General features: G+C 71.4%; 9 protein-coding genes and 1 pseudogene. 6 read left to right on the forward strand and 4 right to left on the reverse strand.

The genetic code is table 11. The features are described from left to right. From ALMP_RS04570 to ALMP_RS04580, 3 genes and pseudogenes are all read left to right on the forward strand, one after another. Positions 1-1,029 (forward strand): annotated as a pseudogene (locus ALMP_RS04570) (serine/threonine protein kinase); the annotation flags it as partial. Between the two features lie 127 nt (positions 1,030-1,156). After that, positions 1,157-2,770: a succinic semialdehyde dehydrogenase gene (locus tag ALMP_RS04575; protein ID WP_264924879.1), complete on the forward strand. Its 1,614-nt coding sequence runs from the start codon at positions 1,157-1,159 to the stop codon at positions 2,768-2,770. Between the two features lie 75 nt (positions 2,771-2,845). Continuing rightward, positions 2,846-4,624, forward strand: coding sequence for a GMC family oxidoreductase N-terminal domain-containing protein (locus tag ALMP_RS04580; protein WP_264924880.1), 1,779 nt, complete (start codon positions 2,846-2,848; stop codon positions 4,622-4,624). 183 nt (positions 4,625-4,807) lie between these two features. On the opposite strand, the gene ALMP_RS04585 is transcribed toward ALMP_RS04580, so the two are convergent. Further along, positions 4,808-5,782 carry an LAETG motif-containing sortase-dependent surface protein gene (locus ALMP_RS04585; protein WP_375803428.1) on the reverse strand — a complete coding sequence of 325 codons (975 nt, stop codon included), beginning with the start codon at positions 5,780-5,782 and terminating at the stop codon, positions 4,808-4,810. 364 nt (positions 5,783-6,146) lie between these two features. On the opposite strand from ALMP_RS04585, the gene ALMP_RS04590 reads away from it, so the two are divergent. Continuing rightward, positions 6,147-7,247 (forward strand): hypothetical protein, encoded by a 1,101-nt coding sequence (locus tag ALMP_RS04590; RefSeq protein WP_264924882.1) that lies wholly within the window; start codon positions 6,147-6,149, stop codon positions 7,245-7,247. An 837-nt stretch (positions 7,248-8,084) separates the two neighbouring features. Here ALMP_RS04590 and ALMP_RS04595 read toward each other — a convergent pair. After that, positions 8,085-8,387: a chorismate mutase gene (locus tag ALMP_RS04595; protein ID WP_264924883.1), complete on the reverse strand. Its 303-nt coding sequence runs from the start codon at positions 8,385-8,387 to the stop codon at positions 8,085-8,087. 291 nt (positions 8,388-8,678) lie between these two features. Between ALMP_RS04595 and guaA the strand changes: the two genes are divergently transcribed. Then, positions 8,679-10,259, forward strand: coding sequence for a glutamine-hydrolyzing GMP synthase (gene guaA, locus ALMP_RS04600; RefSeq protein WP_264924884.1), 1,581 nt, complete (start codon positions 8,679-8,681; stop codon positions 10,257-10,259). Positions 10,260-10,342: 83 nt separating this feature from the next. On the opposite strand, the gene ALMP_RS04605 is transcribed toward guaA, so the two are convergent. Both ALMP_RS04605 and ALMP_RS04610 read right to left on the reverse strand, forming a co-directional pair. Further along, complete coding sequence (locus ALMP_RS04605) at positions 10,343-10,831, reverse strand: pyridoxamine 5'-phosphate oxidase family protein (protein ID WP_264924885.1); 489 nt, start codon at positions 10,829-10,831, stop codon at positions 10,343-10,345. Between the two features lie 196 nt (positions 10,832-11,027). Further along, positions 11,028-11,657, reverse strand: a complete 630-nt coding sequence (locus ALMP_RS04610; protein WP_264924886.1) for a hypothetical protein — start codon at positions 11,655-11,657, stop codon at positions 11,028-11,030. A gap of 110 nt (positions 11,658-11,767) precedes the next feature. On the opposite strand from ALMP_RS04610, the gene ALMP_RS04615 reads away from it, so the two are divergent. Next, positions 11,768-12,562, forward strand: a complete 795-nt coding sequence (locus tag ALMP_RS04615; protein ID WP_264924887.1) for a class II aldolase/adducin family protein — start codon at positions 11,768-11,770, stop codon at positions 12,560-12,562. The last annotated feature ends 256 nt before the right edge of the window (positions 12,563-12,818 follow it).

Consider the following 12,818-nt stretch of genomic DNA (forward strand, 5'->3'; position numbering starts at 1 on the left):
GGCGAGGACGATCCCCCCGCGACCGGCCCGGAGGACACGGTCTCCGCCCCGGAGGACACCCCGGCCACCGGCCCCGAGGGCATCAGGGTCACCGGTCCCGAGGGCATCCCGGTCATCGGCCCTGACAAAACCCCGGCCACTGCCCCCGAGGCCACCGCGGCGACCGCCACCGGCCCCGAGAGCACCCCGGACACCGGCCCCGGCGGAAGCCCTGCCACTGCCCCGCAGGAAACCCCTACGCCGACCCCCGCCCCCGGCGAAACCTCGGCGACCGCCCCCGGGAAAACCTCGGCGACCGCCCCCGACGAAACCCCGGCACTCGCCCCCCAAAGCGTCGCCGCACCCCCGTCACGCCCGGCCCCCGCGCGCCGCCCCCTCCACCGCCGCCCCCTCCCCATGGCCCTCCTCGCCGCCCTGCTCAGCGGCAGTGGTGCCTGGTTCGCCACAGCGGCGTTCGGGGGAGACGACCGGCAGGCCAAGGGGCTGACCGCGACCTACGAAGAGGCGCCACTGGCCGACGGACGCAGTCCGAGTCCGAGGCCGAGCGCGAGTCCGAGCACCAGCCCCACCCCCGACTCGTGGGTGGCGCACAGCGAGCCGGACCTGGACGCCGTCCTCTCCCTCCCCGCCCGGTACCGGGAGTCCGCCCGGCGGGGCGGCGCGAGCGAGCAGCCCCGGCAGGTGGTCTACTCGGCCGGCTCCGTCGGCGTACGCCTCACCCTGTGGGACCGGGCGCCCGCCTCCCCGACGGGCCGGGCGGCGCAGTCGCACAGGACCTGGGACGGCTATGACGGCGACGCGCGCACCCAGACCACCCGCACCAGCTTCCACGGCCACGAGGCCGTCCTCGCCGACACCACCTACGGCAGGGACGGCACCCCGAAGCGCGTCATGGAGCTGTTCGTCCGTACCGACGACGGCCGGCTGTACGAGCTGCGCGTCGACATGCCCAAGGGGACACCGGACGAGAAACAGGGCACGGCGGTCTTCAAGGCGGCCCGTGACCGCCTTCGGATCGGCACACCCTAGGAACCGGCCGCGTACGGCCCTGATCAGCGGGTTCTTGCCAGTGAACGCTGGCGTCATGTGTGCGGTCGGTGAATCCCTATTACCGGCGGGTACCCAAAGCCGACCCGCACGTCATACCCTGCGCGTCATGACGGACTCGCAGGCCCCGGAGAAGACCGGCACCAACCCCCTCGCCCCCGCCCCCGCCGGTGTGCGCACCGCCGCCGACGTGGTCACCCCCCAGCTCGTCGCCCAGCTGACCAAGGGCGTCGTCGGCTCCGGGCGCACCGCCAACCACACGCCGTTCACCGGCGAGAAGCTCGCGGACCTGCCCGAGTCCACCCCCGAGGACGTGGAGAAGGCGTACGCGGCGGCCCGTACCGCCCAGGCCGTCTGGGCCCGGACCTCGATACGCGAGCGGGCGGCCGTCCTCCTCCGCTTCCACGACCTGATCCTGGAACGCCAGGCCGAGGTGCTGGACCTGATCCAGCTGGAGACCGGCAAGGCCCGCCTGCACGCCCACGAGGAGGTCCAGGCCGTCGCCGTGGCGGCCCGCCACTACGGCCGCAAGGCCCCCGCCTACCTCAAGCCCAAGCGCCACGCGGGCGCCGTGCCGACCCTCACCAAGGTCACCGAACTCCGCCACCCGCGCGGCGTCGTCGGTCAGATCGCCCCCTGGAACTACCCGCTGGAGCTGTCGGTCGGTGACGCCCTCCCCGCCTTCGTCGCGGGCAACGCGGTCGTGATGAAGCCCGACACGGAGACCTGCCTCACCGCCCTGTGGGCGCGTGACCTGCTCATCGAGGCCGGGCTGCCCGCCGAGGTCTTCCAGGTCGTCATCGGCGACGGCCCGGTCGTCGGCCCCGAGGTCGTCCGGCACGCCGACTACGTCTCCTTCACCGGCTCCACCCGTACCGGCCGCGAGGTCGCCCAGGGCGCCGCCGCCCGCCTGGTCGGTGTCTCCCTGGAACTCGGCGGCAAGAACGCCATGCTGGTCCTGGAGGACGCCGACATCGAGCGGGCGGCCGAGGGCGCGGTCCGCGCCTGCTTCTCCTCCGCGGGCCAACTCTGCATCTCCATCGAGCGGTTGTACGTCCACGAGTCGATCGCCGCCGCCTTCCTGGAGCGCTTCGCCGCCCGCACCAAGGCCATGCGCCTGGGCACCTCCCTCGCCTACGGCGCCGACATGGGCTCCCTGGTCGGTGAACGCCAGCTGGAGACGGTCACCCGGCACGTGGAGGAGGCCGTGGCCAAGGGCGCGACGGTGGTGGCCGGCGGGGTGGCCCGCCCGGACATCGGCCCGTACTTCTTCGAACCGACCATCCTCGACGGCGTCACCGAGCCGATGGCGGTCTGCACCGAGGAGACCTTCGGCCCGGTCGTCTCGCTCTACCGCTTCCGGACCGACGACGAGGCGGTCGAACGCGCCAACGCCACGCCGTACGGCCTGAACGCCTCCGTCTGGACCAAGGACGGCCGCCGCGGCCGTGAGATCGCCTCCCGCCTGCGCACCGGCACGGTCAACGTCAACGAGGGCTACGCCCCCGCCTACGGCAGCGTCCAGTCCCCCATGGGCGGCATGAAGGACTCCGGCCTCGGCCGCCGCCACGGTTCCGAGGGCATCCTCAAGTACACCGAGGCCCAGACGATCGCCCAGCAGCGCCTGCTGCCGATGGCTCCCTCGCTGGGCATGGACGACGAGAAGTACGCGGCCTTCATGAGCCGCAGCCTCCGCCTGATGAAGGCGTTCCGGTTCAGGTGAGGGACTTCTAGGGGCGCGGCCCCGCGCGAGACACCACCAGAAGGCCCGCACGCGACACTCGAAGAGGAGAACGCCGTGCCTCAGGACACCTACGACTACGACGTCATCGTCGTCGGCTCGGGCTTCGGCGGTTCGGTGACCGCCCTGCGCCTCACGGAGAAGGGCTACCGCGTAGGCGTCCTGGAGGCCGGCCGCCGCTTCACCCGCGACACCCTGCCGAAGAACTCCTGGGACCTGAGGAACTACCTCTGGGCTCCCAGGCTCGGCTGCTACGGCATCCAGCGCATCCACCTGCTGGGCAATGTGATGGTCCTCGCCGGGGCGGGCGTCGGCGGCGGCTCGCTCAACTACGCCAACACCCTCTACGTACCGCCGAAGGCCTTCTTCGACGACCCCCAGTGGCGGGACATCACCGACTGGCAGGAGGAGCTGAAGCCGTACTACGACCAGGCGCGGCGCATGCTCGGCGTACGGCTCAACCCGACCATGACCCCCTCCGACGTGCACCTGAAGGCGGCGGCGCAGCGGATGGGCGTGGGCGACACCTTCCACATGGCGCCGGTGGGGGTCTTCTTCGGCGACGGCGAGGACGCCGACGGGTCGGTGAGGGCGCGGCCGGGGGAGGAGGTCGCGGACCCGTACTTCGGGGGTGCGGGACCGTCCCGGCGGGCCTGCTCGGAGTGCGGCGAGTGCATGACGGGCTGCCGTCACGGCGCGAAGAACACCCTGAACGAGAACTACCTGCACCTCGCCGAGAAGGCGGGCGCCACCGTGCACCCGATGACGACGGTCGTGTCGGTCACGGACGACTCACGCGGCGGCTACGCGGTCGCCACCCTGCCCACCGACCGGCCCCGCAAGGGCGAGGGGCGGACCTTCACGGCCCGCCGGGTCGTGCTGGCCGCCGGCACCTACGGCACCCAGACCCTGCTGCACCGCATGAAGGCGGGCGGCCTGCTGCCGTACCTGTCGGAACGGTTGGGCGAGCTGACCCGCACCAACTCGGAGGCACTGGTGGGTGCGCAGACCGACGACCGCCGCTACCGCAAGGCGACCGGGCGGCCGAAGGTCGACTTCACGCGCGGGGTCGCCATCACTTCCTCCATCCACCCCGACGAGAACACCCACATCGAGCCGGTCCGCTACGGCAAGGGCTCCAACTCGATGGGCGGCCTGTCGATCCTTCAGGTGCCGTACGCCGAGGGCTCGTCGAGAGTGGCCGGATGGCTGGCGAACGCCGCCCGCCATCCCCTGCTCGTGCTGCGGTCGCTCTCCAACCGCCGCTGGTCGGAGCGGACCATCATCGGACTGGTGATGCAGTCGCTGGACAACTCGCTGACGACCTATCTGAAGCCGGCGGGCGTCGGCAAGGGCCTGCTGACCGCGCGTCAGGGGCACGGCAGCCCCAACCCCAAGCAGATCAGGGCGGCTTCCGAGGCGGCCTCCGCGATCGCCGCCGACATCAACGGCTTCGCCGGGTCCAACGTGGGCGAGCTGATGGGCACCCCGCTCACCGCGCACTTCCTCGGCGGCTGCCCGATCGGCGACTCCCCCGAGACCGGCGTCATCGACCCCTACCACCGCCTGTACGGCCACCCCGGCATCTCGGTCGTGGACGGCGCGGCGGTCTCGGCGAACCTGGGCGTGAACCCGTCCCTGACGATCACCGCCCAGGCCGAGCGCGCGATGTCGTACTGGCCGAACAAGGGCGAGGAGGACCCGCGCCCGGCACAGGGCACGGCGTACGAGCGGCTGAAGCCGGTGGAGCCGAAGTCGCCGGCGGTCCCGGCGGAGGCCTTCGCGGCACTGCGGCTGCCGTTCCTGGGGCTGCCGACGGTGCCGCCGAAGCAGTAGACCGAGAGACATCCAGAGACTTCCCGCGAGCCCGTCCGCGAGACGTCCGCGTGGCGTCCGTGAGACGTCCGTGAGCCCGTCCGCGTGGCGTCTGGAAGCGGAGACGAGAAAGGGACCTGCGCCCCCCTCCGAGCGCAGGTCCCTCTGTCGCGATGAGGCTTACGCCTCCGTCTTCGTGATGGCTTACGCCTCCGCCTTGCGGCGACGCACCGCGAACACCGCGCCCGCACCGGCGACGACGGCGACACCGCCGACGAGGCCGATCATCGGCAGGGCGGAGCTGGAGCCGGTCTCGGCGAGGCTGCCGGTGACCTTCGGGGTGGTGCTGCCGGGCTTGGTGTCGGTGACGGGGGCCTTGCCGCCTTCCTGCGGCTTGGTGCCGTCCGTGTCGGTGCCCGGGGCGACGATCTTGAACTTGTAGGAGATGTCGCCGAAGCCGGTGCACTCCGCGGCGCTGTCGCCGTAGATCGTCGCGCCGAGCGAGAAGCCGGCGCCGACCGGGGCGGACTTCTTCACGTTGAGGCGCAGCGGGATCTCGACCTCGTACTCGGGCTTCAGCTCGTCGGCGTAACCGACGAAGCCGACCGCGTAGCCCTCCTCGTCCAGGGTCTCCCAGACCTTGTCGTCCGGGTTCCAGGCCTGGAGCTGGACCTGCTTGGTCTCGAAGAGCTCCTCACCGTACTCGTCGGCGGCCGCCCCGGCGAAGAAGGTCAGGTCCTGGAGGGTGGAGTCGGAGTTGTTCAGCACGTTCAGCGTGAACTTGTGCCAGCCGCTGCCGGCCGCGATCTTGCCCGGCAGGCCGTCGATGCTGACGTCGACCTTGGTGTCCGCGCAGACCGACGGCTCCGGGTCCGGCTCCTCCGTCTCGGACTGGGACGGGCTCGGGCTCGACGACGGGCTGCTGGACTGCGACGGGGAGCCGCTGCCCGAGGGGGAGGGGCTCGTCGAGTCGGACGGGGAGGGGCTGGGCGACGGGGAGGGGCTCGGCGACTGGGACACGGAGTCCGAGGGGCTCGGGGAGCCCTGGCCCGTCGAGGGCGAGGCGGTCACGGGCGGGGACGCGGAGTCGGACGCGAACGCGGCCGGCGCGGAGAGCAGCGCCAACGGCGCGATGACGGCCGTCGCGGCAGCCGCAGCCATGGCACGGCGAAGCTTCATGAAAGACCTCAAGGAGTCCAGTGGGAGGGCTCCGCGTGTGGGGCGCGGGTGTGGCCCTTGGTTCGAGAGGTTTGATCTACGAAACCTGTGAAGGGTTGTACGGTCTCTCACACGATTTTTATGTGGTCTGGATCACATCGTCTTGTGTGATGAGGGCCAGGTTCGTCCGGTGGGCCGGACGCGGCCCCCGGCTGCCGTACTGTCTTGCGCCTGACAATCGATCAAGAGGCCTGAGGGCCGGTGGAGAGGCCTTGAGGCCGGTCGAGAGGCCCGGGGGGCGATCGCGCGATCGCCCGGGGGGATCGACACACGCCTGGGGGTCGATCGGGACGCCCGGGGTCGGTCAAGAGAGGGGGCGCTCGGCATGTCCGGCATTTCCGATGAGGAGTGGGAGAAGTTCCTCCGCGACAGTGAGGACGGGGCGTCCGGCTCCGCTCCCAAGGAGCCGTCCGCCCGTGCCCGTATGGTCACCGAGCGGCTGCGGAACCAGGGGGAGCCCGAGGGCTGGCGGACCGGACCGGCCTGGCGGGAGACGGACGGCCGGGCGGCCCGGCGCCGACGGTGGTGGTCCGTCCTCGGGGTCGCCGCCGCGCTCGGTGTGGTCGCCGTGTCGCTGAAGCCGTCGCTGCTGCCCGGCGACCCCCTCGGCGCGGGCGAGCCGAAGGCGGTCGCCTCGCCCCTGCCCGCGGAGACCGCCGCCCCCACCGGGGCGCCGGGCGAGGCCCCCGACCAGGTCCCCACCCTCGACCAGCCCTTCGCCGGCTCCCCGGCCCTGCGCTGGGCCGACGGTGAGGCCGGCATCGTCCTGCCGCCCGCGAAGGCCGTCGGATCCGCGTCCGGGGAGCGGGTGGCGCAGGCCCTTCAGCTCACCAAGAAACTGCTGGTCGGCGCCAACCTCGACGCGAAGGTCCTGCGCGGCGGGCGCCCCACGGCCGCGCTCTCGGTCCTCGACCCCCAGCAGCCGGAGGTGCTCGACAACCTGAACACCTCCCTGCGCTCCCCGAGCGAGAAGTACGACCCCGTGCTGCTGTTCAGCCGCTTCGATCCCGACGAGGTCCGGCTGGTCGGCAATGTGGTCAAGACGCGCGGCCATATGACGGTCAAGAAGGGCCAGTACGCCGGCGTCGCCGTGCACGCCGATTACACCTTCGTCTACCCGGTCAGCCCTGCCGGCGGCTCCACGGAGGTCACCCGCACGATCGTGCGCCGCGTGATCGACGTCGAGCTCTCCGACCCCGCCCACTTCCGGGTCACCCCTGGCCGCCTGGTCCTCCTCGCCTACGACCAGGAGATCGGCAACTCGGCGTGCGACGTCTACGACGGTTTCCTGCACCCGCAGTTCGACAGCGCGGATCCCACGGGCCCCGCGCCGACCGGCCCGACCACGGATCCCTACGACCGCAGCAAGGGTCTCGGTGGGGCGGCGGCCGACTCCGGCGAGTGCGGGACGGTGTCCCGGGTCTGACGGCCCGGCCCTTCCGGGGGGGCGTCGGCTCTTCCAGGTGAGGGCGCCCGGCCCTTTCGTGGTGGGGGCGTCCGGTCCCGCCGGGGTGGGGGCGCCCGGTCCCGCCGGGGTTGGCGTCCAGGGAGGAGAAGGGGCTCGCGGGGCGCTCAGGCGAAGGGTTGCGCGGAGTGCACAGGCGAAGGGCCCCGCGGGACGGAACCGCGGGGCCCTTCTTTCGTCAGCACCGGCGTCAGGGCAGCGCCGGTGCCTGGGGAGCGGCGCCGGGGGGTTGCGCCGCTGGCCTGGCCTGTCGCCGAACTCGCCCGCCTCCTGCCCGCCGGGGCACGGCCTGCGTGCCGCCCTCGTGCCGCCGGCCACCACCAGATCTGGCACCCGGCTGAATCCTGTTGTCGTCCGGATTCGCGCCGGGTCGGCGCCCCGGCGCACATGGGGCGTGCGACAGGTCTGGACCTTTGGCGGTCGAGCGGGACACCGCACCACAAACCGGTGGCCCGGGAGGGGAGTTGGGTCGTTCGGGGCTTTCTACGCATCGTGCTGGATGAACGCGGCGCCCGCAACCGTTTGACCCAGCCCTTGTGCATTTTTGCAATTTCCGCCGGTCGGCCCCGGGCGTCCCCGGGGCCGACCGTTCTCTTGGGTGACCGGGCTGCTGTCCCCTGCCGTCCGGTCACGTCCCTGGAGCGAGGTCCCACGACGCACGGCACGATCCGTACGCCTCATCGCTCCAGCGAGCCACGCGTGGTTCTTCCGGGCCCGCCCCTGGCTGGAACGGACACCGGGACCAACGAAGCCGTCCGGAGCCGGTCACGCGCCGTACGGGTGAGAGGGATGCCGAACTCAGATGCGACCCCGGCACAGCTCGAGGAGCGTCATGGCGAGAGACGTACCCGGCTTGCCCAGCGCCTCGCTGTAGTGGCCGAGGACCTCCATCTCCCGGGAGAGGTTCACGCGCCGGCCGCCGGAGGCGATACGGGCGTCCTGGATCACGGCGGAGACCGCCATCCGTTCCTGGATGAGACCGATGATCCTGTCGTCCAGCGCGTCGATGCGCTCGCGGGCACCGGTGATCACGTCGGCGGCCTGGGAGGTACGGGCGCCGGTCACGTCGAGAGAGGTGTCGGTGGCGGTCGTTGCGGTCATCGGGGGCTCCTCGCGGTGGGTGGGGCGCCCGGAACGACAAGACCCGGAAAAGAACGACAGGCGCCCCGGACCTTGTCGGCCCGGGGCGCCTGGGAAGTCGCTTGTCAGTTGCTCAAGCAGCACGACCATGGCAGCCGGCGGGCCGGGTGCCATAGGTAAAGAGGAAGGTCGAGTGCGTGAGCATGCGGCGAGTATAACCCCCGCACGTTCCGGGCGACGGGACGCTCCCCACGGCCACCTCGGTAGAATTGGCCAGCACAGAGACCCCGCCCGAACCGCCGGAAGGCCCCCGTGTCATCAGCGACTCCCGCTGCCGCCGCCCCCGACACCGTCCTGGTCGTCGACTTCGGCGCGCAGTACGCCCAGCTCATCGCCCGTCGAGTCCGCGAGGCCCGGGTCTACAGTGAGATCGTCCCCAGCACCATGCCGGTCGCGGAGATGCTCGCCAAGAACCCGGCGGCGATCATCCTCTCCGGCGGCCCCTCGTCCGTGTACGAGGAGGGCGCCCCCCGCCTGGACCGCGAGCTCTTCGAGTCCGGTGTCCCCGTCTTCGGCATGTGCTACGGCTTCCAGCTGATGGCGCAGGCCCTCGGCGGCACCGTCGACAACACCGGCGCCCGCGAATACGGCCGCACCGACCTGCACGTCTCCAAGTCGTCCTCCACCCTCTTCGAGGGCACCCCCGCCGAGCAGGCCGTCTGGATGTCGCACGGCGACGCCTGCTCCGCCGCCCCCGAGGGCTTCGCCGTCACCGCGTCCACGGACGTCGTCCCGGTCGCCGCCTTCGAGAACGACGAGAAGAAGCTCTACGGCGTCCAGTACCACCCCGAGGTCATGCACTCCACGCACGGCCAGCAGGTGCTGGAGCACTTCCTCTACCGGGGCGCCGGCCTGAAGCCGGACTGGACCACCGGCAACGTCATCGAGGAGCAGGTCACCGCGATCCGCGAGCTGGTCGGCGACAAGCGCGCGATCTGCGGCCTGTCCGGCGGCGTCGACTCCGCCGTGGCCGCCGCGCTGGTCCAGAAGGCCATCGGATCCCAGCTGACCTGCGTGTACGTCGACCACGGTCTGATGCGCAAGGGCGAGACCGAGCAGGTCGAGAAGGACTTCGTGGCCGCGACCGGCGTCCAGCTGAAGGTCGTCGACGCGGAGGAGCGGTTCCTCAAGGCGCTCGCCGGGGTCTCCGACCCCGAGGAGAAGCGGAAGATCATCGGCCGCGAGTTCATCCGCGTCTTCGAGCAGGCCCAGGCGGAGATCATCGCGGACGAGGGCCCGGCGGTGGAGTTCCTCGTCCAGGGCACCCTGTACCCGGACGTGGTCGAGTCCGGTGGCGGTACCGGCACCGCCAACATCAAGTCCCACCACAACGTGGGCGGCCTCCCCGAGGACCTCGAGTTCAAGCTCATCGAGCCGCTGCGCAAGCTGTTCAAGGACGAGGTCCGCATGGTCGGCCAGGAGCTTGGCCTGCCGGAGGAGATCGTCCAGCGCCAGCCGTTCCCCGGCCCCGGCCTGGGCATCCGGATCGTCGGCGAGGTCACCAAGGAGCGGCTCGACCTGCTCCGCGAGGCCGACGCCATCGCCCGCGAGGAGCTGACGGCGGCCGGCCTCGACCGTGACATCTGGCAGTGCCCGGTGGTCCTGCTCGCGGACGTCCGTAGTGTCGGCGTCCAGGGCGACGGCCGCACCTACGGCCACCCGATCGTGCTGCGCCCGGTCTCCTCCGAGGACGCCATGACCGCCGACTGGTCGCGCCTGCCGTACGACGTGCTGGCGAGGATCTCGACGCGGATCACCAACGAGGTGCGGGACGTCAACCGGGTCGTCCTCGACGTGACGAGCAAGCCGCCGGGGACCATCGAGTGGGAGTGACCCCCCGTGAGCTCTCCTGAGCTCTGTGAGCTGCGAGGTGTGAACCCTGAGCTCGGTGCTCGGTGCTCGGTACTCGGTGAGCGCTATGTGCGCTTGATCGTGCGCACGGGCTCGCCGGGTTTCCAGACGTCGACGACCAGGTAGGTGTCGTCCTCGACGTAGGTCCGCACGACCTCCGTCAGCTCGGCCCGGAAGAGGTGGAACCGCTCAGGCGGTTCCACCTTTTCCGCGTATCCGGCCCGCGTTTCCGGGTCGTCGACCTCCACCGCCCGGCCGCTGATCCGGACGTCCCCGCCGCCCATGTCGGTCCCCTCACCGGGGTTGGCCTGGAGCGAGAAACGCGGGTCCCGGCACAGATCGAGGGCCTTGAGCGAGCCCGGCATCATGCCCAGCCACAGCTCACCGTTGAGAAAACGGATCTCCAGGCCGCTCGTGCGGGGCGAGCCGTCCTTGCGCAGAGTCGCGAGGATGTGGTGGGTGTAACCGCCGAAACGGTCCTCGACGGTCCGCGCCAGCTCGGGCTCCGCCGCCGCGAAAGCCGCCCAGTTCACTGTCGTGCCTCGTGCTGTCATACGACGAGTGTCCCGCCGATACCCGACATTTTCTGTCCGGTATCCGTCTCGGTCACCCCGACGGCTGCGGGAATCCGCCCCGCCCGCCGTCCGACACCGACTTCACACGCCGTAAGCCCCGTTCAACCGCCGTAAGGCCCCCGGTGTTCACCCGCCGTCGTAGGGCGCCGGACTCACACGCCGTAGCGCACCGGACTCACACGCCATAAGGCACCGGCCGCACGAACCGCTCCCGGCCCGTCTCCTCGTCCCGTACGGGGGTGCAGCCCGCCGCCGTGAGCTGCGCCGCGAGCTTCGCGCGCCGGGCCGTGTTGACGCGCAGGGCGCCCAGCATGCCCAGCGGCATCACGACGGCGAGCGGGAGCAGGACGACGTACTTTCCGGTCACCACCGCCAGCAGCAGGAACAGCGCCGCCGAGGCCCAGCCGAGGGTGAGGAGCTGCTTGCGGTTGCCGGCCGCGCTCAGGGCCCCGTACCGGATGAGGGCCGCGAGCAGGTCGACGTCCGCCTGCGCCTCCGGGACCGGCGTCAGCGAGCCGAGGTACATGCCGGGCACCGGGCGGCCGTGGCCCGGGTCGGGGAAGGCCGCCGAGTTGGCCGCCGCCCGCTGCCGGGCCGCCGGGCTCGGATCGCGGAACAGGTGGACGTGGACGATCCGCTGCTTGCCGATGAGCTGGACGCCCTCATAGCGGAACCCGTAGCACTCGGCGACGTAGGCCAGCGCGGCGAGGGTCTCCACCTCCGCGAACGGATGGATCAGTTCGATCGCGTCGCGCGTCGCGATCTGGCGCATGAGGGAGTCGAGGTGGCGGTCGGCGAGGCTCAAGACGTGCTCCATTGGTGACGGAAATCGTCATCTTTACATAACGGCTCTGCCCTTTTGCCCTGACCGACGGTAACTTCCGCCCCGTAAAGCCACCCAGTGCTGGAGGACCGATGCACGGGCCCACGCCGCCTGCCCCGCTGCCCACCGACCGGCTGCAGTTCGCGATGCCGCCGATGCACGAGTCGGTCGAGGACGAGCGCCGGCACCGCAAGGAACGCCTGGCCGGCGCGGTGCGCATCTTCGGACGGCTCGGCTTCGAGGACGGAGTCTCCGGGCACATCACCGCACGCGACCCCGAGTACAGCGACTGCTTCTGGGTCAACCCGTTCGGCATACCCTTCAAGCACGTCACCGTGAGCGACCTGGTGCTGGCCAACGCCGACGGGCAGGTCGTCGACGGCCGCTACCACGTCAACCAGGCCGCCTTCACCGTCCACGCCCAGGTCCACGCCGCCCGGCCCGACGTCGTCGCCGTCGCCCACTGCCACTCCGTGCACGGCCGCGCCCTCGCCGCCCTCGGCGAACTGCTCGACCCGATCACCCAGGAGAGCTGCGCCTTCTACGAGGACCACGCACTGTACGACGCCTACACGGGGGTCGCCGTCGACGCAGAGGAGGGCCGGCGCGTGGCAGCCGCACTCGGCTCCCGCAAGGCACTGGTGATGCGCAACCACGGGCTGCTGACCGTAGGCGACTCGGTCGACGCGGCGGCCTGGTGGTTCCTGTCGATGGAACGCTCCAGCCAGGTCCAGCTCACCGCACGCGCCGCCGGCCGCCCCGTCCTCATCGACCACCGGGCGGCGGTCGCCACCCGCGAACAACTCGGCGGCGACCTGGTGGCCTGGATCAACTACCAGCCGCTCTGGCAGGACATCAGCCGCAGCGAGCCGGATCTGTTGAGCTGAGTCGGTGCGTCGGTGCGTCGGTGCGTCGGTGCGTCGGCGCGCCGTGGGCGTTGGTTCGGTGCCGGTGCGCTGGGAGGCGTGGGCGTCGGCTCGGCGTGGGTTTGTTGAGGGCCGTGGAGGGCGACTCCTTGCGGGTGTGATGGGGGAATCTCGCCGCCGGGTCAACACGGCGGTCCCCGCTTCACCCGCGCTGACCACACCTGCCGATGGCCGACGGTGTGTCGTAGGGCACAATTCGCTGTCATCACTGGGGAGT

The sequence above is a fragment of the Streptomyces sp. A012304 genome, from assembly GCF_026008495.1.
Taxonomy (GTDB): domain Bacteria; phylum Actinomycetota; class Actinomycetes; order Streptomycetales; family Streptomycetaceae; genus Streptomyces.

Excerpts from the sequence above, each read along its gene's own strand:
- ALMP_RS04575 (WP_264924879.1), top strand. The coding sequence starts at position 1,157 with ATGACGGACTCGCAGGCCCCGGAGAAGACCGGCACCAACCCCCTCGCC.
- ALMP_RS04585 (WP_375803428.1), bottom strand. The coding sequence starts at position 5,782 with ATGAAGCTTCGCCGTGCCATGGCTGCGGCTGCCGCGACGGCCGTCATC.
- ALMP_RS04590 (WP_264924882.1), top strand. The coding sequence starts at position 6,147 with ATGTCCGGCATTTCCGATGAGGAGTGGGAGAAGTTCCTCCGCGACAGT.
- ALMP_RS04595 (WP_264924883.1), bottom strand. The coding sequence starts at position 8,387 with ATGACCGCAACGACCGCCACCGACACCTCTCTCGACGTGACCGGCGCC.
- ALMP_RS04605 (WP_264924885.1), bottom strand. The coding sequence starts at position 10,831 with ATGACAGCACGAGGCACGACAGTGAACTGGGCGGCTTTCGCGGCGGCG.
- ALMP_RS04615 (WP_264924887.1), top strand. The coding sequence starts at position 11,768 with ATGCACGGGCCCACGCCGCCTGCCCCGCTGCCCACCGACCGGCTGCAG.